The organism is Photobacterium nomapromontoriensis, from assembly GCF_050336815.1.
GTDB classification, from domain to species: Bacteria; Pseudomonadota; Gammaproteobacteria; order Enterobacterales; family Vibrionaceae; genus Photobacterium; species Photobacterium nomapromontoriensis.
In genome coordinates this window covers 21,106-47,945 of sequence record NZ_JAKJSL010000047.1, presented here as the reverse complement: position 1 = coordinate 47,945, position 26,840 = coordinate 21,106, and the positions used below count along the sequence as shown (strand labels likewise).

Below are 26,840 nucleotides of genomic sequence, written 5' to 3'. Positions count from 1 at the left end.
ATAATATTTAACCTGAATTGTGGATGTTGATTCAAAAATTTCATGCACACATCGTGAATTGATGCCTTGGTTTTCGTCTTTTTCTCCTGCGGTTCGTCTTACTCACATTGAACTCAATAAATAAAAAGGCGATGGTGTATGCTCATCATCGTTTTTTATGCCCTATCATGCACTTGTGAGTAACACGCTTTATGGAATTTCTGTGGAAATTGCGCGGCTACATGAAAATGTTTGCCCGGCGATATCTTATTGCCTTTATCGGGCTTCAAACGGTTGCACTGTTAAATTTGGTCCCGCCTTGGTTAATTGGTCGGATTGTCGATGCCATCAGTGATGAGACATTGACCCGACACTTTTTAATCATGCAGTTAGTGGGGATCCTTGGTGCCGTTTTTGCCATGTATGGTCTGAGGTATGTATGGCATAGCCAGCTTTACGGAGCATCGGTTGCGCTGACTCGAGTGATCCGCAGTAAATTATTTGCTCATTTAAGTGATTTATCACCTGTGTTTTATGCGCAGCACAGCCCGGGTGATGTCATGGCGCATGCGACCAATGATCTCAATGCTGTTGAACAAGCGGCAGGCGGTGGCGTGATGACAATGGTTGATTCCTTCATTGCCGGATTTACCGTGATTTTTGGGATGATTTTCGTTGTCAGCGGCCATTTAACGGCGGTGGCATTATTGCCATTCCCGTTATTGGTCTTGGTGACGCGCATGTACGGTAAGAATATTCAGAAATACTTTGGTCGTGCCCAAGGGGCTTTCTCGAACCTAAATGAAGAGGCGCGTGATACCGTTACGGGAATTGTGACGGTACGCTCGCATGCGTTGGGTCAGCGGCAGAAACAACGCTTTTCTAAAACGCTGGATGAAACTTTAGATGCCAACCTTGCGGTGGCGAAAGTGGATGCGTTGTTCGGTCCGACGATTCAGCTGATTTATGGTTCATCATTTGTGATCACCTTGGTGTATGGCGCATGGTTGATCAGCAAAGGTGATATTACGGTTGGGTTGTTTACCAGCTTCACCCTTTATCTCGCCCAGTTACTGGGGCCTTTCATGCAATTTGGCTGGCAGTTCAGTATCTTTCAGCGCGGCAATACTTCATGGCAACGGTTAGAAACATTGTTTGCACAGAAGCCGCAGGTTGAAGAAGGTGATTTGGTACTTGCTGCCGGAAGCACGGTCGATGTATCGGTCAAGATCAAGCAGTTTGCTTACCCACAGGCCGCCTATAATGCGCTTGAGGACATTGATCTGCAGATTCCGGCTGGCGGGCTTATCGGGATTACTGGCCCGACAGGCAGTGGAAAAAGCACCTTGTTCAGTTTGCTGTTAAGGCAATATGGGCTATCCGATGAGGCATCAACGATAACCATGGCGGGTCTTTCTACCGATGCGCTGACTTTTTCATCGCTACGCAGCAAAATGGCTTGGATGCCTCAAAAACCAATTCTGTTCTCGGGGTCGATTGCCGACAATATTGCCATGGGTAAACCTGATGCAACGCGTGAGGAAATTCTGTTTGTTGCTGACATGGCGGGTATCAAAGAGGAGATCGAGGCCATGAGTGACGGGTTCGATACCCCATTGAGCGAAAATGGTGGGAACTTATCCGGTGGTCAAAAGCAGCGTATTACCCTTGCTAGGGCGCTGTTAGTGGATGCCGATATTTTGTTGTTGGATGACCCATTCAGCGCACTCGATATGAAAACAGAAGCGCGGGTACGGCATAACCTCACCACCCATTATGGCCATAAAACCATGCTGTTAATTACTCAGCGATTGCCGAATTTACGCTATGCCGATCACATCGTGGTATTGGAACAAGGCAAAATATCAGAGCAGGGTAGCCACCAAATGCTATTGGCCAATCAAGGGTGGTATGCCACGGTGTATCACCGACAAAATCAGTTAGGCGCAAATCGCCCCACGTTAGTAAGCACAGAGCATACAGCAACAGAGATGGCAGGAGAATGCCATGCATAATCATCAGCCGACACACCCACAACAGCGCTCACTGTTTTTGCGTTTGCTGACCTACTCGCTGCCGCATAAAGCGCGATTTAGTACTGCTTTCATTATGCTCGCCGTTGCTGTCGGGGCGGAAATGACAATTCCCTGGCTGGCGAAAGTGATCATTGATGAAGTCATTGTGCCACAGCATTTTGAATGGCGAACTTTAGGCTTACTCAGTGGCTCAGTGTTTGCGCTGTACGTTTTTTCTGCCGGATTTCAGTACCTTCAGGCCTTTGCGTTTCGACACGGGGCATTATTGGTGGTCAATGATGTCAGGCAACAGCTGTTTGATCATATTATTGCCTTACCAATCCGCAAATTTGATAACTTGCCGTCTGGTAAATTGGTGTCATACCTGACCAATGATACCGAAGCGTTGCGTGATATGTTTGTTTCGACGGTACCGACCATATTGCAAGGTAGTTTACGTTTAATTGGTATCTTTATTGCGATTGCGTTGCTGGACTGGCGCCTGATGATATTGAGTTTGGTGTTGATCCCGGTGTTGCTGCTCACCATGCATGGCTATCGTAAAGTTTCGATGCCGATATTTGATGGTATTCGCCAGCAGGTCAGCAATATCAACAACCAGATCAATGAGTCGCTACAAGGGATGGCATTGATCCAAGCATTTCGACAAGAAACAGCATTTAAAGACAAGTTTGAGCAAAGCAATCAGAGCTGGTTTATGTTTCGGACCCGTTCTATAGCCATTGATAGCTTGATGCTCGCACCGTTTACTCGATTGGTGGGTGGCCTTGCGACAATCGCTATTGTTGGCTGGTTTGGTCAGGCCTCGCTGACGGCGGTACTGGAGATCGGCACCTTGTATGCGTTTCTGAATTACATTGAACGTTTTTTCGAACCGTTCAGAATGCTTTCAATGGAGCTGCGTAAACTGCAAGTGGCGTCGGCATCTGCGAAACGTATATTTGAATTGTTGGATGAACACACTGAACAAAACACGCCGTCAACCGAGTTTGTTCCGCTGGCAAGTGATAAAGACATTGAGTTCCGTAACGTGAGTTTTGGTTACGAAGCAGGGCGGAATGCACTGTCGAATATCAGCTTTACTGCGCAAGGTGGAAAATTTACCGCGATTGTTGGTCACAGTGGCAGTGGGAAAAGTTCATTGATCAATGTGTTGATGCGCTTTTACCAACATCAAAGTGGCGAGATCCTGATCGGCGGTGAAAAAATAGAATCCTTGCCAGAAGCGCAGTTACGCCGCTTGATGGGTCTGGTTTCCCAAGACCCGTACCTGTTCAATGGATCGCTGTTGGATAATATTGATTTATCGCATCGTGAGCCGAATCTTGCGGTCGCGATGGAAGCGGCGAAGAAAGTGAAAGCCTCGACCTTTATTGAACGCTTACCAAATGGTTATACGCATCAACCTGGTTTCGGCGGAGCCTTGCTCTCGGTAGGTGAGCGCCAGTTGTTGGCGCTAGCCCGTGCGCTGGCGCATGATCCGCACATCTTCTTGTTGGATGAAGCGACTGCCAATATCGACAGCGAGTCTGAAGAAGCGGTTAAAGCGGCATTGGCGAATATCCAGCGTGGACGTACTGTGATTGCGGTTGCCCACCGTTTATCTACTATCAGAAATGCCGATCATATCTTGGTGATGAGCAAAGGACAGATAGTTCAGCAAGGCACACATGATGAGCTGGTGGGGGTACTGGGTGAATACCGCGAGTTATACCTGGCGCAGAAAGCCAAAGAAGAAACGGAGCATGAAAATAATCACCTTGGGTTGGTCACGGCCTCTGTCAGTGAGTAGATAACTAAATGCATGCCGCTAGTGATAGCGGCATTTTTTCTCTATTCAGAACCATATTATCGAGTTGTTAGGTCTATATACTACTACCCGTATTACACTCGAGATTTATTCTGTATTTATAACGCGAACATTTTAAAAATAATTATTTTTTGATTATAAAAAAGTCACCCGTTGGCATAATACTCTGGTGAATTTAAATATGAGTATTTTCGGAATGTTAATACTCATGCTGATATCAGCAGTTGAAATTATTTGAAAAAAATTAAAATCATAAGCAAGCCTTTAAAAACAACTACTTACATTGTTTGGTCGAGGTGAAGTTAGTTGTCGATCACTATTTTGTAATGTTGTCCTATTATGTAAATCGTTTTAAAAATATAATGATAATTATAAAAAAATAAAAGCATTTAGTTCTTATGTGTACACTCTCAATTAATTAAAAAATATTTAAAACTATATTGTCTCGACATTAAACCCAAAACAAATAGAGAGAATACATGAGTGAAATAAACAAGGCATTAGTTGATGAGTATCGTTCACGAGGATACAAAGACGATATGCTTCCAAAGTTAGCAGAAAAAAGAACATGGAGTGCTTTTAACTATTTTACCCTGTGGCAGGGCTCTGTTCATAACATTCCTAGCTATATCGCTGTCGGTGGCTTACTTACGCTAGGATTAAGTACGTTTAGTCTGATGACAGCTATTATCATTAGTAGCTTAGTGATTGCTGCAGCAATGGTATTCAATGGTCTTGCCGGGTCAAAATATGGGATCCCTTTTGCAATGTTATTGCGTGGTTCATATGGGGTGAAAGGTGCTTTATTACCGGGAACCCTGCGTGGTGGTGTGGCTTCCATTATGTGGTTCGGTATTATGAATACGGCTGGCACTGGGGCGATGCTAATTGTAATCGCGAAGTTCTGGCCAGGTTTCCTTGAAATTGGTGGCGATGCTAATATTCTTGGACTGAGTGTACCCTCTATGTTGGCTTTCTTGTTTTTTTGGGCCATAAACATGGTTATCGCCTTCTACGGTGGCGATGTGCTAAATAAGTTTACCGCTATACTCAATCCATTGATTTGGGTTGTATTTGGTGGCTTAGCTATTTGGGCTGTTTACCATGCAGGTTTAAGTAATATTTTCAGTTACGTGCCAGAGCAGGTTCAAAAAGAGGGCAGTGGCTTCTTTAAATTCTTCATTATTATTAATTCATTGGTTGCGGTATGGGCCTGCCCCGCGGTAGGGAACTGTGACTTTACTCAATACGCGAAAAGTACCGATGCACAAGCAAAAGGACAGACTCTGGGATTTTTTGTTGCCTATACACTGTTTGCGATTACCAGCGTCATGATTCTAGCTGGTGCGAGTATCCATTACGGTGTTGATACCTGGAATGTGCTTGATATCGTCAGCAAATTTGACGGTTGGTTTGTACCTGTTTTTGCTGGGATTGTGATATTGATGACCACAATTTCAACCAATGCGACAGCTAATATCATTCCTGCGGGCTATCAGGTGGTCGCACTGTTCCCTAAATTGACCTACCGTCAGGGGGTTATGATTGCGGGTGTGATCAGTGTGATTATTTGTCCATGGAAACTGATGGAAAGCCAAGACAGTCTATTTATGTTCCTGAACATTATTGGTGCAATGCTTGGGCCAGTATTGGGTGTGATGTTAGCCCATTATTTTGTGATCATGAAAGGCAATATTGATCTTGAAACATTGTATACCAAACCCGGGCAATATAATTACTTTAAAAATGGTTATAACTCATTAGCTTTTGCCGTCACACTTATTGCGGGTATTGCGGCTATCATTGGTGAATTTATTCCTGCTCTAAAGCCGTTGTCTCAAGTATCTTGGTTTACTGGTGTGCTGACCGCTTTCTTCCTGTACGCATTTTTAACTAAACGTCAGTTAGCGAAGCAGCATAACGATCTTGAAACAGCTGCAGCAGATTAATTTAGCTTGAATTATTTATATAAGAATAAGATACAAGGATATGATCATGAGACATATAGAACATCATTCATGGTTTGAAGATAAAAGTGCCATTGATGGCAACATAATTGACACTTTGACGACAGCGGTTGCCATCCATAATGGCCAGTTTAAGCAACGTTATCCTGCAGAGTATGAATATGGTAAAGCGATATGTACCAAGATTGGTGGGATCATCAATACGGCGGTAGTGACTGATAATTCAGCCAATAAACTTAATAACTGTTCGTTAAATGCGGTCGGGCTCGTAACCCGCCAGCCGACTCATTTAGTTGAAGCTGATGCGAGTGCAATATTGAGGAACCGCGACTATTTTTTTTGGAGTCGTTATGTTCAGCCTGTGGCTGATCAGATTACCTATATATCGCATTATCTTGATTTGAAATTAGAAGAGAGTGAATATTGTCTTGATTCATTAGAGGGCAGCTCTTGGTACCCGGTGGATCAAGGTAATATCTGCCAGAGTGAGGCATACAGTCAGATGAATGAGTATGCGGATGGAACTCGCTTTGTTGTCGGAGTCGGGTTGATGGAAGATTTGATCCGCGATAACAGTCATTATTTATATGCGGAAAAAATTAATGGTAATCTGATTTTTATCGATGGGCAGACAAATATGTTCAGTGATTTAGAGCCTACATTTTACTCTGATTCTTTTGATTTCAGCCATATAAACATTCCGCTCGTGACGGGGATGATGTTTTTGGCCGTGATCCTGCAGTAATAGATAAAGTCTATATTATAGTTCGCTTCTTATTAAATGTATTATCGTATTGTACGATGATATGCGTACTATTAACGTCACTTTGTTATCATACAAAGTGACGTTTTATTTTTGATTTTAATCATAGAAGCTAAGAATGCTTAGATTGTATAAATCATTTTAAAAATATAATTACAACTATCAAAATAATAATCGAATTTATTCTTGTGTGTATGTTCTCAACTATTTTAATAATGTTTGGTTTTATAGTGATTAAACATTAACACCAACATTATTATAGAGGGAACTAAATGAGTAAAATAACTAAGGCGTTAATAGACGAGTATCGTGGGCGGGGGTATAACGATGATTTATTGCCTAAGCCAGAAGAAAGCCGTACCTGGAATGCACTGAATTATTTTACGCTTTGGCAGGGTTCAGTACACAATGTTCCAAATTATGTCGCTGTCGGTGGTTTTTTTATGCTTGGACTCAGTCCATTTGGCATTATGAGTGCGATATTGTTTAGTGGCTTGGTAATTGCTTTTATTATGATTTTTAATGGCGCAGCCGGATCGAAATATGGTGTTCCATTTTCGATGTTGCTTCGTGCGTCATATGGCGTAAAAGGCGCATTATTCCCCGGAATATTGAGGGGAGGAATTGCAGCCATAATGTGGTTTGGCCTACAAAATTATGCAGGCTCTATTGCCCTGCTAATCATTATCGCAAAAATTTGGCCTGAATTTATGTCCATTGGTGGTGATTGGTCGATGCTGGGAATTAATGCCCCCGGCCTCATTGCTTTCCTTTTGTTTTGGGCGCTAAATATGTTGATTGGACTCGGTGGAGGAAGTATTCTCAACCGGTTCACCGCAATTCTAAATCCATGTATTTACATTGTTTTTGGCGGTATGGCGATTTGGTCTGTCTATCTGGTTGGCATGGATAGCATTATGGCGTATGTCCCCGCTCAGTTGCAGAATACAGAGGCTGGATTTTTTGAATTTATCATTGTGATTAATGCCATTGTTGCTGTCTGGGCCGCTCCAGCGGTAAGTGCATCAGACTTTACTCAGAATGCGCGTAGTTTCCGTGCGCAGGCTACTGGTCAGTTAGCTGGGTTGGTGATCGCTTACTTACTGTTTGCTGTATCGAGTGTCTGTGTGCTGGCTGGTGCGAGTATCCATTTTGGTACCGATACATGGAATGTCCTTGATATTATCGCCAAGTGGGACAGCCTGTTTTTAATCTTATTTGCGGGTATTGTTGTATTAATGACGACAATATCAACCAATGCCACGGGTAATATCATCCCTGCGGGTTATCAGATCGTATCAGTTTTCCCTAAGCTTAATTATCGTCAGGGGGTTATGATTGCAGGTGTTATTAGTGTGATTATTTGCCCTTGGAAGTTAATGGAAAACCAAGATAGTATCTTTCTATTTTTGAACACGATAGGTGGTATTTTAGGTCCTGTTATTGGTGTTATGCTTGGACATTATTTCTTTGTGATCAATCAAAACATTAAACTTGACTCATTATATGTGTCTCGTGATAGTTTTAATTTTTATAAGAATGGCATTAATTCAATTGCATTTTATGCCACGGTTATTGCTTGTATATTATCCCTTGGTGGACAGTATATCCCTGCACTCGAATTGCTAAACAAAATATCATGGTTTACAGGGGTTATCGCGGCTTTCTCAATTTATGTCACAATGATGAAAATTGATGAAAAACGTCATCCCGATCTATACCTATCATTCCGCTAAAACGGATTTAATTAATAATATAAAAATATTAATAACGTGGAGTAATAAAAATGACCTACAACTGCATAATCCAAAATGGTACTGTCATTCTTGATAACGGCACACTACAAGCTGATGTGGCAATTAAAGACGGTGTGATCGCTGCAATCGGTCAAGGTCTGACCGGGGCTGATGAGTATATTGATGCAACGGGGTTAATTGTTTCCCCTGGTATGGTTGATGGGCATGTCCATATTACTGAGCCAGGCGGCCATCGCAGCGAGTGGGAAGGGTATGAAACCGCAACAAAAGCTGCGGCGAAAGGTGGGGTAACAACGTGCGTTGAAATGCCACTTAATCAAATTCCAGCCACGATTGACCGTGATTCACTGCATATCAAATATGAAGCCGGTAAAGGAAAACTAAGCGTTGATGTAGCAACACTCGGTGGGCTTGTGCCTCATAATATTGACCGACTTCATGAGCTAGCAGAAGAAGGTGTTGTGGGTTATAAATGCTTCCTGTCTACCTGTGGTACACCTGATCCAGAATCCGGTGATTTCTGCAATGTTGATGACTATGACCTTTATATGGGTATGAAGGAGTTGGCACGTCTGGGTAAAGTGCTAACGATGCATGCTGAAAATGCGTTGATCTGTGATCGCTTAGGTAAGCAAGCTGTTGCGGAAGGCAATTTGACCGCCAAAGACTATGTTGCTTCACGTCCTGTGTTTGCAGAAGTTGAAGCCGTGCGCCGTGCATTGTTCTTAGCAAAAGAGACTGGCTGTCAGTTGCATTTCTGTCACCTGAGTAGCCCGGAAGCGGTAGAGGAAGTGACTAAAGCGCGTAAGCAGGGACAGAATGTTACCTGTGAATCTTGTGGGCACTATTTTGCGCTTGACGAAGATCAATTTGAAGAAATTGGCACGCGTGCGAAATGTTCTCCTCCTATTCGTAATAAAGACAATCAAGATCGCTTATGGGCTAAATTATTGGCGGGTGAAATTGACTTTATTACTTCCGACCATTCACCTTGCACGCCAGATTTAAAAGAAGGCGGCATTTTTGATGCTTGGGGTGGGATTTCATCGCTACAGAATAGTGTTGATATTATGTTCGATGAAGGGGTTCAGAAGCGCGGTATGCCATTGACGATGTTTGCCAAGTTGATTGCAAGTAATCCTGCAGATTTGTTCGGTCTAACGAACAAAGGACGCATCGCTGTGGGTAAAGACGCGGACATTATTTTGATACAACCTAATTCAGCATACACACTTCAGGCATCGGATCTTGAGTATCGTAACAAGTTTAGTGCGTATGAAGGCCGTACAATTGGGGCTCAAATTGCGAAGACGATCCTAAGAGGGGAAGTGGTGTACGATTTGAATGGCGGCGTTATCAAGCCATTCCAAGGTTCCTTTGTGACTGTATAATTGAATACCTAGTTCATTTCCAGATTAGTCATTAGTTCTGTTAACGCCACTTCGTTATCATGCGAAGTGGCGTTTTTTATTTTCAACATTCAAAACACACAAAGAATAACAAATAAAATTAATTAGTCTTATTGCGATTGTTTGAAAAAAATCACTAGAAGATTAAGTGTGCGCATTGTCATGTTATTGATTCCTGAAATTTGGTTTTATTAGCACATAAAATAAGGCGTTAATAATAAGACTTTTAATTTTTATTTTAGTAATCCAAGCATATTAACCTTTAAAAAATTTCATCTTCATTCAATTAAGGAATCTAATTATGTCAGTATTGACGATTGAGCCGTTAACGAAAGAAGCATTTGAACCTTTTGGTGATGTGCTTGAAATTGAGAATTCAGAGTATTTTTTTATTAATAATAAATCAGGGCAACGCTACCATGGATTAGCCGCGGTAGAGGTTGATGATGAAGCAAAGCCATTGATTAGCATAGTCAGATCGGCAGGGTTTACCTCGTCTCTAACCTTTGATTTACTTGAGAAACATCCGATTGGAAGCCAAGCATTTTTCCCGCTAAAAGGCGAGAAATTTATTGTTATTGTGGCCGAAGGTGAGGATGAGATTGATGAGTCAACGTTAAGAGTCTTTGTGACTGATGGTAATCAAGGCGTCAATTACCGAAAAAATATTTGGCACTATTTATTATTTGCATGGAATAAAGAAACAGATTTTCTCACTATTGATCGTGCCGGTGATGATAACTGTATTGTTAAAACATTATCGAAAGAATACACCATCAATTTATAAATAAATTAAAGAATGATAAGCAGCTTGGTATTCGTACCAGAGTAGGCTTGTCTGTATAAAGACTAGGAGCAATAACATGGCAAAAATGCGAGCAATTGAAGCCGCGGTATTAATTCTGCGCAAAGAAGGTGTTGATACGGCTTTTGGTGTGCCGGGTGCAGCAATTAACCCATTATATGCTGCGATGAAAAAGTTGGGTGGTATTGATCATATTCTTGCCCGTCATGTTGAAGGTGCTTCACACATGGCAGAAGGTTATACCCGTACACTGCCTGGTAATATCGGCGTGTGTCTTGGTACGTCAGGCCCTGCGGGGACGGATATGATCACAGGATTGTATTCGGCATCTGCGGACTCAACCCCGATTTTGTGCATTACTGGTCAGGCCCCTGTTGCCAAGCTGCATAAAGAAGATTTCCAAGCGGTTGATATTGAATCAATCGCTAAGCCTGTGACTAAGATGGCAGTGACTATCCGTGAGGCTGGCCAGCTTCCGGGTACGTTCCAAAAAGCCTTCTATGAGATGCGTTCTGGCCGTCCTGGCCCGGTTTTGCTTGATCTGCCCTTTGATGTGCAGATGGCTGAAATTGAATTTGATATTGATATGTATGAGCCAATGGCTCCGTCTATGCCATCAGCAACCCGCGCGCAGGCAGAGCGTGCATTGGCCATGTTGAATGAAGCGGATAAGCCTCTGTTGGTTGCGGGTGGCGGCATCATCAATGCCGATGCGGCGGCACTGTTTAAAGAGTTTGCTGAGCTGGTGAATGTCCCGGTTATTCAGACGTTGCGAGGTTGGGGCGTATTGTCCGATGAGCATCCACTGATGAGCGGCCGTATGGGATGTCAGGCAAATCACCGTTGTGGTAACGCGACCTATCTTGAGTCTGATTTTGTCTTTGGTATTGGTAACCGTTGGGCAAACCGTCATACCGGTGCGCTTGAAACCTATACCAAGGGCCGTAAGTTTATCCATGTGGATATAGAACCAACCCAAATCGGTCGTGTATTTGCGCCTGATCTCGGTATTGCATCTGATGCAGGTAAAGCACTGGCATTGTTTGTCGAGGTGGCGAAAGAGATGAAGGCGAAGGGGGATCTTAAAGATCGCCGTGAGTGGGTAGATGCATGTGCTGAGCGTAAGCGTACGATGTTGCGCCGTGAAGATTTCGATTGTACCCCGATTAAACCTCAGCGTATTTATCACGAAATGAATAAGGCTTTTGGCCCTGAAACCCGTTATGTCTCTACCATTGGTTTGGCTCAGATTGCAGCAAACCAATTCCTCCATGTTCACCAGCCGCGCCATTGGATCAACGCCTGCCAAGCGGGTCCATTGGGCTGGACAATGCCAGCAGCGCTGGGGGTTGTTAAAGCCGACCCAAGTAAGCCGGTTGTTGCTATTTCAGGTGATTATGATTTTCAGTTCATGGTTGAAGAGCTGGCGGTTGGTGCCCAATTTAATTTGCCGTATGTCCATGTGCTGATTAACAACGCTTACCTTGGCTTGATCCGTCAGTCGCAGCGAGCCTTTGATATTGATTATTGCGTGCAGCTGTCTTTCGAAAACCAAAATGCGCCTGAAGTTCAGGAATACGGTGTGGATCATAAGCGCGTGGTTGAAGGGCTGGGCTGTAAAGCTATTCGCGTGTTTGAGCCAGAGGAAATCGCTCCAGCATTGGCGCAGGCAAAAGAGTGGGTACAGCAGTACAAGGTACCCGTCGTTGTCGAAGTCATGACAGAGCGTGTGACGAATATTGCGATGGGGCCAGATATCGACAAAGTGACCGAATTCGAAGACATCATGGATCTTTAAGTTGGCGCTATAGATTGGAACTTTAAATTGGTGCTTTAAGTTGGAATTCTACGTTATGTCTTTAGCACCTTGAACTTTTCAGAATTAGCCGTGGTCTCGGCCACGGCATTAAGGAGTATGTATGCCAAAACTCGCAGCAAACTTATCGATGTTGTTTACCGAATTGGATTTTATGTCACGGTTTAACGCGGCGTCACAAGCCGGATTTCGTGGTGTTGAGTATCTGTTTCCTTATGATTTTCCAGCCGCTGATATCGCACATGCACTGCAAACGAACGGGCTGACTCAGGTGCTGTTTAATTTGCCTGCCGGAGACTGGGCGGCGGGGGAGCGAGGAATTGCTTGTTTGCCTGATCGCGTTGAAGAATTTCGTGCTGGTGTCGCGAAAGCCATTGACTATGCCAAGGTACTCGGCTGCACGCAAGTTAACTGTCTGGCGGGGATCAAGCCGGATCATATCAGTACTGGTGATGCATTCCGTGTGCTCGTCGATAACCTGAAATTTGCTGCCGCTGAGCTTGAGCAAGCGGGTATCAGTTTGGTTGTTGAAGCGATCAATACCCGCGATATTCCAGGCTTCTTTGTGTCGAATACAACCATGGCTCGGGAACTCATTGAGTGTGTTAGCTCCGATAATTTGCGCTATCAGTATGACATTTACCATATGCAGATTATGGAAGGCGATATCGCAAATACACTGGCGACACATCAAGCCAGTATTGGTCATGTGCAATTGGCTGATAACCCTGGCCGACATGAGCCAGGCACGGGTGAGCTGAACTACCCATTTTTACTGTCGCATCTAGATAGCATCGGATATACCGGTTGGGTCGGGTGTGAATATGTACCAGCAAACGGTACGCAAGCTGGTCTTGGCTGGCTAAAAGACATGAATTTAATTTAGGTTAGGGAGAACAATATATGAAAAATATCGGATTTATCGGCACTGGGATCATGGGTAAGCCGATGGCAAAAAATCTTCAGGATGCAGGTTATACCTTATATTTCTCGGAGCATTTTGAACCTGTACCCGCTGATTTACTGGGTGATAATGGCTTTGCATACCCAACCCCAGCAGCCGTTGCAGAAGCCGCTGACGTGATCATCACCATGGTGCCGGATACCCCGCATGTGGAAGAGGTATTGTTCTCTGATATTGGTGTCGCAAAAGGATTGGCTGCAGGTAAAATTGTGGTTGATATGAGTTCTATCTCGCCAATGGCGACCAAAGATTTCGCTGCTAACGTTGAAGCGCTAGGCGCATGGTATATTGATGCACCAGTCTCTGGTGGTGAAGTGGGGGCAAAAGCTGGGACCCTCTCCATCATGGCGGGTGGCCGTGATGATATTTTTGATCAAGTGAAGCCATTACTTGAAGTGATGGGACAAAATATCACTCTGGTTGGTGGCAATGGTGACGGCCAGACCTGTAAGGTTGCCAATCAGATCATAGTGGCGCTGAATATTGAAGCTGTTGGTGAAGCTCTGTTGTTTGCATCAAAGGCAGGGGCTAATCCGGCTAAGATCCGTGAAGCATTGATGGGGGGCTTTGCATCATCAAAAATCCTTGAAGTTCACGGTGAGCGGATGGTGAAAGGGACGTTTGAGCCCGGATTCCGTATTCAACTGCATCAGAAGGATCTGAATTTGGCTCTAACGGGTGCCCGTGAACTTAAGCTGAATTTGCCTAATACTGCCACAGCTCAAGAGCTGTTTAATACTTGTGCGGCACTTGATGGCAGCGGCTGGGATCATTCGGCCATGATCAAAGCCCTTGAGCACATGAGTAACCACTGTATTCGTGACTGATTACGTGCTCCATAAATGAAAATGGCCCGCTTAGCGGGCCATTTTTATAGGTATTTAATGTATCGGTGTTCAACGTAAAAAAGAGTATCAGTAATACTGCATTGCTGCAGCCACGGCTTCGCCGGTATGGATCTTCGCTTTATAGCGCAATAGTACTGCCTCCAGTGCCGCAAGCGTATGTAACACCGCTTCTTGACGGGCGTTATAACCCATTGTACCGATGCGCCATATTTTGCCTTGTAATGGACCAAACGAGGTGCCGATCTCAATACCAAAGCGGGTTAATAATTCACGGCGTACCGATTCACCATCGACATTGTTAGGAATATAGACACCGACGACATTATTCATCTTGTAATCTTGATCACCGAACAGTGACAGCCCCATCGCTTGAAGGCCCGCCGCCATGGCGTTACCCGCTTGCTGATGACGCGCAATGACATGATCGGGGCCTTCTTCGAGAAATAGTCGGGCACATTCACGGGCGGCATAAAGCATTGATGTCGCTTCGGTATGGTGATTAAGCCGTTCCTCTCCCCAATAATCCAGAATCATCGGTAAGTCGAAATAGTTGGACTGGATCATCACTTCATCGCCGTCAGTATGATGCAGCGCTCGGATCCCTTTTTCGACATGCTTGCGACGATTGATTTGTTCGACAAACTGCGGGCTTAAGGTGAGTGGCGCGCTACCTGATGGGCCGCCGAGGCATTTTTGTAGTCCGACAGAAACGGCATCGAGGTGCCACTCATCAACGAGGAGTGTATTTCCCGCGACTGATGCGGTGGCATCACAGTAGAACAGTACGCCATGACGGCGGCAAATCTCACCAATTTCTGCCAGTGGCTGGTTCATCGTGGTTGATGTATCCCCTTGCACGGTGGCGAGTACTTTGGGTTTGACTTGGCGGATAGCATCTTCGATCCGTTGCGGGTCACACACTGTTCCCCATTCAACGTCGATGGTGGTGATATCAGCCCCCGTCCGCTGAGCGATTTCACAGAGCAGATGACCAAAACGACCAATGACGGGAATTAATATTTTGTCACCGGGCTGCAATATTGAGACCAGTACCGCTTCAATGCCTGCGCGGGCAGTTCCGTCAATGAGTAATGTAGCGGGGTTAGCGGTGTGGAAGACTTGTTGGTATAAGCGCTGAGTTTGGCGCATATACTCGGTCATAACCGGATCATACTGACCGATCAATTGGCTGGAAATCGCCTGATGTACACGGGGATAGGCATTGATGGGCCCCGGTCCCATTAATAAACGCTGTGGCGGATTTAAGGTTTCAAACAGGTCATAGTGTTGCATTGGGTGCTTGCTCCTTGGGAAGATACCATGTCCATGAAATGTGGCCTGTTACAGTCGGTGATTACGTGGAGATCTGGTGTGTTGAGTTTTGTTTATTGGATATCAGGCTTATCGGGTGATGAGTCAAATCACTGGATCACCAAGATACGTTGACTATAACGGTGTATTAGCCAAAATCATTGATACAGACAGGGAATTACGCTTTATTTAAAAGAATTTGATAGTAAGCGGTATATTGTAAAGCGAGTATGATGCGAAAGTTTGGGGAACTAGAGATCAAGGTATAAAGCTCGATAGACAAACGCCCGGTCAGCCAGGCGCCTGTCTATGATTGACTTAAATCTCAACGTCGCGATTACAGTCTTTGGAATAGATATAACTAAATGCTTCATTGCGTCCTGCGGCATAACATGCTTGAGGCGAATATGCAGCCATAAAGAGGTAATCTCCTTTTTTGACGGGTACCCAGTTATTATCAAAGTTGTAAACACCTTCACCGGTTAAGATCAGGGCACCGTGCTCCTGTACATGCGTTTCAATGTAGCCATGGCAAGCGCCGGGTTTAAAGGTCAGCACGTGGAAGTTCATATCAAAGCCCAAATCTGTTGGCAGTAGATCTTCAACGATCACATCTGTCATGCCTTCGTAGTGGATTTTTTCGAGCTTGTCGCGGTGGTTGATCACTAATCGTGGGGAATGCCCATCAATTGCTTTGTATCTGCGTTTATACAGAAAAGCCTGACTGGCTTCACCTTGGTTGGTATTTTCCAAGAACAGTTTGACGCCTGGTGGGCAATAAATATAGCCTCCCGCCGTTAAGGTTGAGCGAGTACTGTCAGCTTCAACAATTACTTGTCCACTGACCACATAGAAAAAGGTTTCAACGCCTTCATCACCAAAGCCACAACGGTTATTGCCACCGTCATGCAGGGTGATGAGGTAATCAACAAAGCTGGCACCCAGCTTAGGTGAAGACAAAATGGTAATGTCACACTGTTCAAATCCAGGCAAGGTATTTTTTACCAAACCGTCAGGGGGTAATACGGCAAAATTGTCTTTTTTAATAATAGCGCGGGACTCCAGTAGCCCTGAAACATAACCCGTATTATTGTTTAAATAACCCATGTTCAACCTCTAAATAGATGACAACTTGACAGTAATATTGAATCAAGTTCATTTGAAATAAACTGAAAGTAATTGCAAGTACAATAAGATGTATTTTAGAACTGAAATATAATCAAATTGTGATCTGGTTATCTAAATGTTTACTGTTTTGATTAATTATAAGCTAACAGATTCATTGGATAAAAATGTTTCATAAAAGCATAAATCACACATTGCCGATAGACATAAAATGTCACTGTTAATACTGTAAATATTATTATTTTTTGTATTGGCTGAATTTATGAAGGTATTCCGTTTAGCCATTTATTATGACTAAGGACAAAAATAAGATGAATAAGAAACGTATTGTAATTGCACTTGGTGGTAACGCGATGCTTAAGCGTGGTGAAGTGCTGTCGGTGGATAACCAACTGAAGAATATTAACCAAGCCGCAGCGTTGATCAATCAATTGCAAGACGAATACAGTATTACGCTGGTACATGGCAATGGTCCACAAGTTGGATTGCTAGCGTTACAAAACCTGAACTACACAGACGTGCCAGCGTACCCTTTGGATGTGCTGGTGGCAGAAACACAGGGTATGCTCGGTTACTTACTCACGCAATCGCTTCAACAGCATGGGCTAGAGAAAGTGAGCTGTTTGCTGACTCGAGTAGAGGTTGAAGCGACGGATCCAGCGTTTAGCCAACCTAGCAAGTTTATCGGACCAGTTTATTCACCAGAGCAGCGGGCCGATCTAGAAAGTCAGTATGGGTGGCAATTGAAGGCTGATGGTGGCTATATTCGTCGTGTTGTGCCATCACCCCGTCCAGTACAGGTTGTTGAGGCACAAGAGATTTCAACGTTGCTCGCCTTGGGTAATACCGTAATCTGTTGCGGTGGAGGTGGTATGCCGGTGGTGCAACAACCACAAGGGTATCAGGGGGTTGAGGCGGTTATTGATAAAGATTTGGTGGCAGCGATGCTGGCAGAGCAGCTCAAGGCGGATTATCTGTTGATCCTCACCGATGCTGATGCGGTGTATACCGATTGGGGTACGCCTGATCAGCGTGCTTTGCGTGATGTTACGGTTGAGCAGTTACGTCCCTTTGCGGTGCCTGATGGCGCGATGGGACCCAAGGCAGAAGCGGTGATTCAGTTTGTGGAGCGCACAGGCAATATCGCCTTTATTGGATCATTGCAGGATGTGGAGCACATTCTGACAGGGGAAAAAGGCACCTGTATCAGGCCTGTGCCAGCTTTTTCCCCTGAGGCATTACAGCTAGTTTAATACCGCATTTGATACGGCATTTGGCTGAGTGTGCGGTTGGTCAATATTTTTCAGAAAACCTTGGATTATTGGGTCGTTCGTATTGAATAGCTCGATGATCCATTGGGTTACTTTCCCAGAGGAGTCGATACGCCAGCCCAGAGATAATGGGGATGGGGTTCGGCTCCATTGTACTTTTCGCTCAACCAACTTGCCTTCCTTAATTAGAGGTTGAGCAAGATTATGTGGGAGGAAACCAATACCTGCTCCATTTATATGGCAGGCTGTTTTGGTTGATAGGTCTGGCACCTTGATTTCCTTTTGGTCTCGCAATAACCAGGCCGTCCGTTTATTAATATGTTGAGAAGTATCTTCGATATTAATCGCGGGATGGTGACGCAGTTGTGATTCTTTCAATGGTCCATCAAGTACGGCAAGCGGGTGATCCGGTGACAGTATGAAGTTCCAGCTCAGCTTACCTAAAGGAGTGGTCTTGATGGTGTGATCAATCGTATCAAGTCCTGGAACGCCAATCGCAAGGTGGTAATCATTATTTAGCAGGTCATCCCATACCCCCATGTAAACGGCATTAGAAATATTGATTTGGGTAAAGGGGAATGCCTGATGCAACGCAAGGATTAATCCTGAAACCGCTTCTTCATTGAATAGTAGGTTATTGATTACAATATTAACTTTGCGCTCAATGCCATCGGCAATTTGTTGTAGCTCGTCAGGGATGGCATTCATCCAGTCCAGCCATTTATAACAGTGGCTGAGTAGGTGCTCGCCCGCTTCTGTTAGCTGTACACTTCGTGTTGTACGGCTGAACAGTTGGGTGTTCATATCCTCTTCTAGTACTTTTATCCGGTAGCTGATGGCGGCTGGTGTTTTATGCAGAGCTTCTGCGGCTTTAGAAAAATTGGAGTACTCTGCAACTTTCATGAATGAGCGGATAGTTTCCTTATCGAGCATTACCTTTCCTTAATAACAACCTAATCAATATCTAAATGGTGTTATATAACAGGTTAAGGCGAAATACATTGATCGTGATTATGAATAGGTATACTTCATTGGTATTAGTGTGAAAACTTATTTTATAATCCGGATGTTATTATTAATATTGATTTAATAATCATTGTCTTGTTTGTTTTTTGAATTGCTGCTTGTTAATGCTAATTAAACGATGCTGTCTTGATTTTTGAAAAAAATATAACAATAAAACCACTGTGATATTGCTCAACTTTCATTACTTACAGTTGTAATAATCTTATTTCAAAGTGAACAGGTGATCATTTTTATCCGCTCTATATCAAACAAATATAAATCGGTGAGTTAAATACATTTAAGGATTAACAAGGTGGTAATCCATGATCCAAGCATTTATTAAAAAGGGAAGCTTTCAAGACTCAGTTAGCTTAATGCTAATTTCTAGACAGTTAAGCCAGTGTGAGAGTGTCGATGAAGTCTCTGTCATGATGGGCACCCCTGCGAACAAAGCATTGTTGGACTCGACCGGGTTATGGCACCCGATGTTTGATGAGGCAACGCCAAATGATATTTGTGTGGCCATTCGACCTTTATCAGCAGCCAATGATTTGACTGATGAGATAGCGGAACAATTGGAAGAAGCATTAAACAATATTGCGCAGTCAGGCTCTGATGGGCAGCGTTTAGTGACGGTTAGACGTTGGCAAACCGCATTGGCTAAGCAGCCAGACGCCAATCTCGCTTTGATTTCGGTGGCGGGTGAATATGCCGCCGACGTCGCGGATGAGGCGATAGATAATCAGCTTAATGTCATGCTTTTTTCTGACAATGTCAGCGTTGAAGATGAAGTCAGATTGAAAATGAAAGCCCGGGATAAAGGTTTGCTGGTTATGGGGCCTGATTGCGGTACTGCCATGGTGGCTGGTGCGCCTTTGGCGTTTGCCAATGTATTGCCTAAAGGTGTGATCAGTATTGTTGGCGCATCGGGAACCGGGATCCAAGAGCTGGCTTCTCAGATTTGCCTTGCCGGGCAGGGAATCAATCATGCAATTGGTCTCGGTGGGCGAGATTTGTCAGCTGCCGTAGGGGGGATCAGCGCGCTAGCCGCATTAGAGATGCTAGATCATGATGATGAAAGTGAAGTGATTGTATTTGTTTCTAAACCGCCATCACCACAAGTTGAGGAAGTCGTGATAGCAGCGATGAAAGCAATGGCGAAACCCGTTGTTGCCCTGTTCCTTGGAACACGTCGAACGTATCAGCGTGATGGCAATGTTTATTTTGCTAATAGTCTGGCTGAGGCCGGGCGACTAGCCGCTATGCTGGCTAATGTGCGTCATTATTGTCGAGATCGTCAGCCAATGGCCGATCGCTCAGTATTGGGTCTGTATACCGGTGGGACACTGGCGGCTGAAGCGGCCATGCTGTTGGCGGAACAACTGGGATTACACGTGGATGAGACTCATGAGCAGGGGATCATGTTGCATGAAGCAGGTCACCTGATTATCGATCTGGGTGATGATCATTATACCGTGGGTCGTCCACACCCCATGATTGACCCAACCACCCGAACGGTAGAAATCACCAAACGTGCGATTGACCTTACGGTAGGGGTGCTATTACTGGATGTTGTGATTGGCTTTGGCGCCACTGGCGATCCTGCCGCTGCGGTAGTCGATGCCGTTGAGACGGTACGTCGCTGTCGGGCAGAGCCTCTGCATGTTGTTGCGACGGTCACAGGGACAGATCAGGACCCACAACAGCGTTCGCTGCAAATTTCTGCTCTGGAACAAGCTGACATCATGGTGGTGAACACATTGGAAGAAGCCGTATTGCTGGCGGAAGCGATGATCACCGCGGTGCGTGCAAAAGCCGATGTACCATCAGCGCCTTTACTTCAGGGAGTGCAAGTGATTAACGCTGGGCTGAGAAGCTTTGCCGATGATCTGCAAACCGCGCAAATCCCCGTGGTGCATTATCAATGGGCACCCATTGCCGGCGGTAATCAGCTACTCGCCAGCTTATTAAAACACATGCAATAGGGAATGAGAGATATGTATTCATCAATCAACGATGCAAACAATGCAGTACTGGAAAAAATCAAAGATGCTCGCCCATTTTGGGTTGATGTTACCTTAGCCGGTGACGTGATCCCTTGGTTAAAAGAAGGGATGCACCTATTGCATGCGGGGCCTCAAATACAGTGGCCGGATATGACCGGGCCGATGAAGGGGGCGTGTATTAGTGCATGCCTGTATGAAGGCTGGGCCAAAACAGATGTTGAAGCGCAGGCATTATTGGAAGGCGGAAAGGTTACTTTCAGCCCTTGTCATCACCATCACGCCGTTGGACCGATGGGCGGAATAACCTCTGCGAACTTCCCGGTTATTGTGGTAAAGAACCAGACAGATGGTAATTACGCCTACTGCAATATGAATGAAGGTATCGGTAAGGTGATGCGCTTTGGGGCTTATGGTGAAGAAGTGCAACAGCGCCTGCATTGGATGCGCGAAGAGTTGATGCCCGTACTGAAACAGGCATTGGCTCAGACTGAAATGGGTATCGATTTGGGTGCTATTATGGCCCAAGGCGTAACCATGGGTGATGAATTCCACCAGCGTAATATTGCTACCACATCACTGTTATTACGTACATTGGCACCTAAAATCGCGCCGCTTAATGTGGATAAACATGTACTGACACGGGTATTCGAATTCCTCAGTATCACGGACCAATTCTTCCTGAATTTAGCGATGGCGTTCTGTAAATGTGCGATGGACGCAGGCGCCAGTGTACGTGCGGGCTCGATAGTGACAGCCATGACTCGTAATGGTAAAGAGTTTGGTATTCGTGTCAGCGGATTAGGCGATCAGTGGTTTACTGCACCAGTTAATACCCCTGAAGGACTGTATTTTACCGGTTATTCACAAGAACAGGCGAATACGGACATAGGTGACAGTGCCATTACTGAAACCTATGGTATCGGTGGTGCGGCTATGGTGGCAGCGCCGGGTGTAACGCGCTTTGTGGGTGTCGGTGGCGTTGATATCGCAATGGATATTTCAGAAGAGATGGCTGAGATCTATATGTCACAAAACTCGTTGCTGCAAATCCCATCATGGAATTTCCAGGGGGCGTGTCTAGGTCTGGATATTCGCAGTGTTGTCGAGACGGGTATTACTCCAATTATTAATACCGGTATCGCACATAAAGAAGCAGGGATTGGTCAGATAGGTGCCGGTACGGTCAGAGCGCCTCTGGCATGTTTTGAGAAAGCTCTGATGCAATTGGCCCAAGAGATGGGTATTGACGCTGCCGCATAAGTGAAAGGCGCGGCTCGAATGGGCTGCGCAAATTTTATAAAGGTGATCATGATGATCTATGGCGTGGAGGCGTACAGCCTGTCTGCCCCGATGACACCGGGTACACTTCGCTATGTAGGAAGTGGCTCCACGGCGATAAATTTTCTGACGGCAGATAACAACGTGCTGACAATCCATCGAAACGGAACGGGGATCAGTCCTTCGGGGTGGGTGGTTGATTCGACGGTGTTTGTTCGGTTATCTCATAGTGTGGATGAGTCGACTTCGATGGTGTTGGATGAGCAAGGCATGATCTTAGGGCGATTCCGACTTAATCGTGGTGATAACGGGGTGGATCTCAAGCTCCATCAGGGGCAACTGCCTACATTATTGGGATTAACGGCGGTACTGGCGGCACAAAACAGGGATACGGGGTTATACGGCTCGCTGCAACACATTGTGCAAGGTAACGATCTTACGCCATTTGCGTATTTTATGGCGCAGTTAGAGACGTGGTATACCGGTGGTATGCCACAATGGGATGGAATTATTGGTGGCGGCCCCGGATTGACACCAAGCCATGATGATATGCTGATCGGTATGTTATTTTGTGCCCATCGTCTGGCGTCGATACCCTTTGGCGCGAAATGCCTGCTACCGGCGACATTGCCGCTGGCAAAACTCACAACGTCAGTCAGTATGGGGTATTTGCAACAAGCTCGGGATGGTTATTTCTCAGCCCCGTTATTGAGTTTGCTGCTAACACCAACATCAGAGTTAACCACGTCAGTGGCACAATTTATCGGTCATGGTCACTTCTCCGGTGCGGATACCTTATTAGGCATCTGGTTGTTTATGGTATTCATGGATCAGAAAAAAACTATTTAAAGCGTTTAAAAAATAAAACAACGATAACTTGAAAAAATCATCAAATATTAGTGGGTTTCTGTTTGTCACAAAATAATATCGTACATTCGATAAGATGACGTTATTGGAATGCCCCCTGTCTGTGTTTGCCAGTGAAATAGTGCTTTATCATGGAGTAAATAAAATATGAACCTGTCCAAAGAACAGCTTCACCAGTTAATTAAAGCGAAAGTTATGCTAGCCGGATTATCAAATAGCCATGCTGATATCCTTGCGGATGTACTTGTTTTTGCCGATGCCCGAGGGGTTCATTCACACGGTGCTGTCAGGGTTGAGTACTATGCTGAACGGATTGCCAAAGGTGGAATAAATTGTCAGCCGCATTTTCAGTATGAAGAAACAGGGCCATGCAGTGCGGTGTTTGATGGCGATAATGCTGCTGGGCATGTGGTCGCGAAAAAAGCGATGGAGAAAGCCATTACCATGGCGACTGAGAAGGGCGTTGCGATTATTGGGGTGAAGCGGATGAGCCACAGTGGCGCATTAGGTTATTTCACCAAGCTAGCGGCAGATCAGGGGTTAGTGGCTATTTCAATGTGTCAGTCCGATCCGATGGTTGTCCCATTTGGCGGTAGTGAAGTGTATTATGGTACCAATCCTATCGCTTTTTCGGCACCCGGGCCGGATGGTAATATCGTCAACATTGATATGGCGACGACCATTCAGGCATGGGGTAAAATCCTGGATGCTCGTTCAAGAAATCAATCTATTCCAGACACTTGGGCTGTTGATGGTGACGGAAACCCAACCTCGGATCCCCATGCTGTACGTAGTTTATTGCCGATAGCCGGGCCGAAAGGATATGGCTTGATGATGATGGTGGATATTCTGTCGGGAATTTTGCTGGGTCTGCCTTTTGGCAAGCATGTTAGCTCAATGTATGACGATCTTTCTGTTGGGCGCGAGCTTGGTCAGCTCCATATTGTCATTAACCCGGCGTTCTTTACTTCATCCAGTCATTTTATTGATGCTATTGGTCAAACCATGTCTGAGTTAAATAGCATTAAACCTGCGTCTGGTTTTGAAAAGGTACTTTATCCTGGCCAGAATAGTGCGATGGCACAAGCTAACTCAGATGTAAACGGAATTGAAATTGTTGATGATGTTTATCACTATTTATGTTCAGACCATGTGTATATTAATTCTTATGATAATAAATCTGCATTTAATGAGTAGCGATAATTGAAGGCACGAAACAATGCATTGGCTAGTAAATGTAATATAAGATACACCGATAACGTTACCTATAAGAAATACAGTTCAAAAATATAATCAAATTTAACAATATAGGAACAGAAAGATGGAACAACTAAAATCAAGAGTGTCTGAAACGTCACAAAAAATAACAGCGTGTGGTTATGAAGCTGGCAATGGGATGACTCGCTTGCTTTATACCGAGGAGTGGCTGACGGCCCAAAATCTATTGCTTTCAATGTTTGAACAAAGTGGATTTCAGGCGTATTCCGACGATGTCGGGAATGTTTACGGTCGCCTTGAGGGCACTGAATTCCCCCACCAGGTCATCATGTCAGGTTCGCACATTGATACCGTTGTTAATGGTGGCAACCTTGATGGTCAGTTTGGGATTGAAGCGGCTTTTATCGCCATGCAATACCTGAAAGATAAGCATGGTTCCCCATTACGTACCCTAGAAGTTGTTTCACTCGCAGAAGAGGAAGGCAGTCGTTTCCCGTATGTGTTCTGGGGCAGTAAAAACATTGTCGGTATCGCCAACAATGATGATGTCGTTAACCTGACAGACAACAATGGCGTGGGCTTTGTTGATGCCATGCAGCAGTGTGGTTTCAACTTCGCAACAGAACGCACCGTTCGAAAAGATATCAAGGCATTTATCGAGCTTCATATTGAACAAGGCAAAGTGCTGGAAACCGAAGGCAAGCACCTAGGGGTTGTGACCAGTATTGCAGGCCAGCGTCGCTATAACATAACGCTCAAAGGTGAAGCCAACCATGCTGGTACGACACCGATGGGTTACCGTAAAGACACGGTATATGCTTTTAGCAAAATTTGCTGTCAGTCTATCGATAAGGCAAAGGCAGAAGGCGATCCGCTGGTACTGACGTTTGGTAAGGTGGTGCCTAAACCCAATACGGTCAATGTTGTACCGGGCGAGATCTTATTTACCATGGATTGCCGTCACACCGACAAGAACACACTTGTCAATATCAGTAATGGCATTGTCGCAGACATTCAGCGTATTTGCGCCGAGATGGAAATTGAGTGTGAGGTGGATTTGTGGATGGATGAAGATCCTATCCCGATGGATCCTAAACTGGTCGATTTGATTGATACGACGCTGGCCAGTAAAGGGGTGAATTATATGCGAATGCACAGTGGTGCCGGTCACGATGCGCAGGTGTTTGCCCCTCGTGTTCCTACGGGCATGCTCTTTATTCCGAGTATTGCTGGGATCAGCCATAATCCGGCAGAACGTACCGAGTTGGATGATCTTGCCGCAGGGGTTGAGGCATTGATTGATGTGCTCTATGCGCTAGCGTACAAATAAGGAAAGAGGGTGAGTATGGATACGCAGCAAAAGACCGGTATTGAATACTGGAAAAAGATAGTTATCGTCATGTGCTTCGGTTGGGTTGCAATCTGGATTTACCGGACCGTGCTCACCCCGATTTACCCAGAGATTCAAGCATCACTAGGCGGTGTTAGTGATGCTGAAATTGGTGCGATTGCCAGCTTTTACTTTCTGGCTTACTGCAGCATGCAGATCCCCTGTGGGATCTTGGTTGATAAGCTGGGTCAGAAAATCATGTTGGCGTGTGGATTCAGTTTATTCACAGTGGGCACATTGTGCCTTGCCCAAGCCAGCGGATTAACCATGATTTATGCGGGGTCGATGATGGCTGGCGCAGGGTGTGCCTCGTTTTTTTGCTCGGCTTACTCGTTGTCGTCAGAAAATGTGCCACCAGTACGTCGTGCATTGGCTAATGCCATCATCAATAGTGGTTCAGCGTTAGGGATGGGGATTGGTCTGATCGGGTCGAGTATCTTAGTGAAGAACATGAATATGGAGTGGCAAACCGTATTGATGATCATTGCAGGTATTTTAGTGGTGATGATTGGGGTGTTTTTACTGACGATTCGCTCTAAAGCTCAAAAAGAGCAAGTACAGGATGCTGATGCCCGAGCTGCGAACAAGGTTAATATTGATGAGAAACCATCACCGTTATTTAGCCCATTATTGTGTTCGTCATACTTCTTATATTTCTGTACCTGTTATGGTTATTATTTGATTGTGACTTGGTTGCCCTCCTACTTACAGGCCGAGCGTGGTTTTGAAGGTATTGCGATTGGTTTTGCTGCCGCATTGGTCGCGTTAGCAGGGATCCCAGGGGCGCTGATCTTCAGTAATATGTCAGATCAGTTTCATGAATCAAAGAGTCGGGTCAAGCTGCTTTTGGTTTTGGGATTGCTGTCCGCATTGATGTTATTGCTTACCGTAATGGCACCTAATTCGACAGTGTTGATGATTAGCCTGATCCTTTATGGCTTGCTTGGAAAACTGGCGGTTGACCCTATTTTGATTTCCTATGTGTCTGAGCAAGCGTCAAGTCAGTCACTGGGGCGAACGTTTAGTCTGTTGAACTTCTTCGGTATGAGCTCAGCAATCATCGCGCCGACATTAACCGGCTTTATTTCAGATGTAACAGGATCGAAAGAGATCAGTTTTGTGATGTCAGCCATTTTAATGGTGATAGGAACAATCATATTCGCGCTTGTTACTGCTCGCAGCAAGTCACCAGATACCGCCATGGCTTAATGTGAG

At 45.0% G+C, this 26,840-nt stretch carries 20 protein-coding genes; 17 read left to right on the top strand and 3 right to left on the bottom strand.

Annotated elements, in window-relative coordinates:
* The first annotated feature begins 191 nt into the window (after positions 1–191).
* The 10 genes from L4D12_RS19735 (at position 192) to L4D12_RS19690 (ending at position 14,133) form a co-directional block, all read left to right on the top strand.
* Entirely contained in the window at positions 192–1,994 is a 1,803-nt protein-coding gene (locus L4D12_RS19735) for an ABC transporter ATP-binding protein (RefSeq protein WP_428449554.1), read from the top strand.
* Entirely contained in the window at positions 1,987–3,807 is a 1,821-nt protein-coding gene (locus L4D12_RS19730) for an ABC transporter ATP-binding protein (protein WP_428449553.1), read from the top strand. Before L4D12_RS19735 ends, L4D12_RS19730 begins: the two co-directional genes overlap by 8 nt.
* Before the next feature lie 497 nt (positions 3,808–4,304).
* Positions 4,305–5,774 (top strand): allantoin transporter, encoded by a 1,470-nt coding sequence (locus tag L4D12_RS19725; RefSeq protein WP_428449552.1) that lies wholly within the window; start codon positions 4,305–4,307, stop codon positions 5,772–5,774.
* 46 nt (positions 5,775–5,820) lie between these two features.
* Positions 5,821–6,537, top strand: a complete 717-nt coding sequence (locus L4D12_RS19720; RefSeq protein ID WP_428449551.1) for a hypothetical protein — start codon at positions 5,821–5,823, stop codon at positions 6,535–6,537.
* A 290-nt stretch (positions 6,538–6,827) separates the two neighbouring features.
* Complete coding sequence (locus L4D12_RS19715; RefSeq protein WP_428449550.1) at positions 6,828–8,291, top strand: allantoin transporter; 1,464 nt, start codon at positions 6,828–6,830, stop codon at positions 8,289–8,291.
* Between the two features lie 50 nt (positions 8,292–8,341).
* Positions 8,342–9,703, top strand: a complete 1,362-nt coding sequence (allB, locus tag L4D12_RS19710; RefSeq protein WP_428449549.1) for an allantoinase AllB — start codon at positions 8,342–8,344, stop codon at positions 9,701–9,703.
* A gap of 319 nt (positions 9,704–10,022) precedes the next feature.
* Complete coding sequence (locus L4D12_RS19705) at positions 10,023–10,508, top strand: ureidoglycolate lyase (protein WP_428449548.1); 486 nt, start codon at positions 10,023–10,025, stop codon at positions 10,506–10,508.
* Between the two features lie 76 nt (positions 10,509–10,584).
* Positions 10,585–12,324 (top strand): glyoxylate carboligase, encoded by a 1,740-nt coding sequence (gcl, locus tag L4D12_RS19700; RefSeq protein WP_428449547.1) that lies wholly within the window; start codon positions 10,585–10,587, stop codon positions 12,322–12,324.
* A gap of 121 nt (positions 12,325–12,445) precedes the next feature.
* Positions 12,446–13,228, top strand: coding sequence for a hydroxypyruvate isomerase (gene hyi / locus L4D12_RS19695; protein WP_428449546.1), 783 nt, complete (start codon positions 12,446–12,448; stop codon positions 13,226–13,228).
* Between the two features lie 17 nt (positions 13,229–13,245).
* Complete coding sequence (locus L4D12_RS19690; RefSeq protein WP_428449545.1) at positions 13,246–14,133, top strand: 2-hydroxy-3-oxopropionate reductase; 888 nt, start codon at positions 13,246–13,248, stop codon at positions 14,131–14,133.
* A gap of 87 nt (positions 14,134–14,220) precedes the next feature.
* On the opposite strand, the gene L4D12_RS19685 is transcribed toward L4D12_RS19690, so the two are convergent.
* Both L4D12_RS19685 and allE read right to left on the bottom strand, forming a co-directional pair.
* Positions 14,221–15,447 carry a pyridoxal-phosphate-dependent aminotransferase family protein gene (locus tag L4D12_RS19685; RefSeq protein WP_428449544.1) on the bottom strand — a complete coding sequence of 409 codons (1,227 nt, stop codon included), beginning with the start codon at positions 15,445–15,447 and terminating at the stop codon, positions 14,221–14,223.
* A gap of 336 nt (positions 15,448–15,783) precedes the next feature.
* Positions 15,784–16,572 (bottom strand): (S)-ureidoglycine aminohydrolase, encoded by a 789-nt coding sequence (gene allE / locus L4D12_RS19680; protein ID WP_428449543.1) that lies wholly within the window; start codon positions 16,570–16,572, stop codon positions 15,784–15,786.
* Between the two features lie 329 nt (positions 16,573–16,901).
* Here allE and L4D12_RS19675 point away from each other — a divergent pair, with 329 nt between their 5' ends.
* Positions 16,902–17,843 (top strand): carbamate kinase, encoded by a 942-nt coding sequence (locus L4D12_RS19675; protein WP_428449542.1) that lies wholly within the window; start codon positions 16,902–16,904, stop codon positions 17,841–17,843.
* Here the strand turns inward: L4D12_RS19675 and allS are convergent.
* Positions 17,835–18,794 (bottom strand): HTH-type transcriptional activator AllS, encoded by a 960-nt coding sequence (gene allS, locus L4D12_RS19670; RefSeq protein ID WP_428449541.1) that lies wholly within the window; start codon positions 18,792–18,794, stop codon positions 17,835–17,837. The two genes, L4D12_RS19675 and allS, sit on opposite strands and share 9 nt — an antisense overlap.
* Positions 18,795–19,189: 395 nt before the next feature.
* Here allS and fdrA point away from each other — a divergent pair, with 395 nt between their 5' ends.
* The 6 genes from fdrA (at position 19,190) to L4D12_RS19640 (ending at position 26,834) form a co-directional block, all read left to right on the top strand.
* The gene (gene fdrA, locus L4D12_RS19665; protein ID WP_428449540.1) at positions 19,190–20,851 is read left to right on the top strand and encodes an acyl-CoA synthetase FdrA; all 1,662 of its coding nucleotides are present in this window, start codon (positions 19,190–19,192) and stop codon (positions 20,849–20,851) included.
* Between the two features lie 12 nt (positions 20,852–20,863).
* A complete protein-coding gene (locus tag L4D12_RS19660; RefSeq protein ID WP_428449539.1) occupies positions 20,864–22,132 on the top strand; it encodes a YlbE family protein in 1,269 nt (422 codons plus the stop codon).
* 48 nt (positions 22,133–22,180) lie between these two features.
* A complete protein-coding gene (locus L4D12_RS19655) occupies positions 22,181–22,999 on the top strand; it encodes an oxamate carbamoyltransferase subunit AllH family protein (RefSeq protein ID WP_428449538.1) in 819 nt (272 codons plus the stop codon).
* Positions 23,000–23,164: 165 nt separating this feature from the next.
* Positions 23,165–24,214 (top strand): ureidoglycolate dehydrogenase, encoded by a 1,050-nt coding sequence (gene allD, locus L4D12_RS19650; RefSeq protein ID WP_428449537.1) that lies wholly within the window; start codon positions 23,165–23,167, stop codon positions 24,212–24,214.
* A gap of 124 nt (positions 24,215–24,338) precedes the next feature.
* On the top strand, positions 24,339–25,565 hold the full coding sequence (gene allC, locus L4D12_RS19645) for an allantoate deiminase (RefSeq protein WP_428449536.1): 1,227 nt from the start codon (positions 24,339–24,341) through the stop codon (positions 25,563–25,565).
* Between the two features lie 15 nt (positions 25,566–25,580).
* Positions 25,581–26,834 (top strand): MFS transporter, encoded by a 1,254-nt coding sequence (locus tag L4D12_RS19640; RefSeq protein WP_428449535.1) that lies wholly within the window; start codon positions 25,581–25,583, stop codon positions 26,832–26,834.
* Positions 26,835–26,840 lie beyond the last annotated feature (6 nt).

Bases quoted from the DNA above. Each gene is read 5' to 3' on its own strand.
- L4D12_RS19705 (WP_428449548.1), top strand. From the start codon at position 10,023: ATGTCAGTATTGACGATTGAGCCGTTAACGAAAGAAGCATTTGAACCT.
- L4D12_RS19730 (WP_428449553.1), top strand. From the start codon at position 1,987: ATGCATAATCATCAGCCGACACACCCACAACAGCGCTCACTGTTTTTG.
- allC (WP_428449536.1), top strand. From the start codon at position 24,339: ATGGAACAACTAAAATCAAGAGTGTCTGAAACGTCACAAAAAATAACA.
- L4D12_RS19725 (WP_428449552.1), top strand. From the start codon at position 4,305: ATGAGTGAAATAAACAAGGCATTAGTTGATGAGTATCGTTCACGAGGA.
- L4D12_RS19640 (WP_428449535.1), top strand. From the start codon at position 25,581: ATGGATACGCAGCAAAAGACCGGTATTGAATACTGGAAAAAGATAGTT.
- allB (WP_428449549.1), top strand. From the start codon at position 8,342: ATGACCTACAACTGCATAATCCAAAATGGTACTGTCATTCTTGATAAC.
- L4D12_RS19660 (WP_428449539.1), top strand. From the start codon at position 20,864: ATGTATTCATCAATCAACGATGCAAACAATGCAGTACTGGAAAAAATC.
- gcl (WP_428449547.1), top strand. From the start codon at position 10,585: ATGGCAAAAATGCGAGCAATTGAAGCCGCGGTATTAATTCTGCGCAAA.
- L4D12_RS19715 (WP_428449550.1), top strand. From the start codon at position 6,828: ATGAGTAAAATAACTAAGGCGTTAATAGACGAGTATCGTGGGCGGGGG.
- L4D12_RS19685 (WP_428449544.1), bottom strand. From the start codon at position 15,447: ATGCAACACTATGACCTGTTTGAAACCTTAAATCCGCCACAGCGTTTA.
- L4D12_RS19735 (WP_428449554.1), top strand. From the start codon at position 192: ATGGAATTTCTGTGGAAATTGCGCGGCTACATGAAAATGTTTGCCCGG.
- L4D12_RS19655 (WP_428449538.1), top strand. From the start codon at position 22,181: ATGATGATCTATGGCGTGGAGGCGTACAGCCTGTCTGCCCCGATGACA.
- fdrA (WP_428449540.1), top strand. From the start codon at position 19,190: ATGATCCAAGCATTTATTAAAAAGGGAAGCTTTCAAGACTCAGTTAGC.
- L4D12_RS19720 (WP_428449551.1), top strand. From the start codon at position 5,821: ATGAGACATATAGAACATCATTCATGGTTTGAAGATAAAAGTGCCATT.
- hyi (WP_428449546.1), top strand. From the start codon at position 12,446: ATGCCAAAACTCGCAGCAAACTTATCGATGTTGTTTACCGAATTGGAT.
- allS (WP_428449541.1), bottom strand. From the start codon at position 18,794: ATGCTCGATAAGGAAACTATCCGCTCATTCATGAAAGTTGCAGAGTAC.
- L4D12_RS19690 (WP_428449545.1), top strand. From the start codon at position 13,246: ATGAAAAATATCGGATTTATCGGCACTGGGATCATGGGTAAGCCGATG.
- L4D12_RS19675 (WP_428449542.1), top strand. From the start codon at position 16,902: ATGAATAAGAAACGTATTGTAATTGCACTTGGTGGTAACGCGATGCTT.
- allE (WP_428449543.1), bottom strand. From the start codon at position 16,572: ATGGGTTATTTAAACAATAATACGGGTTATGTTTCAGGGCTACTGGAG.
- allD (WP_428449537.1), top strand. From the start codon at position 23,165: ATGAACCTGTCCAAAGAACAGCTTCACCAGTTAATTAAAGCGAAAGTT.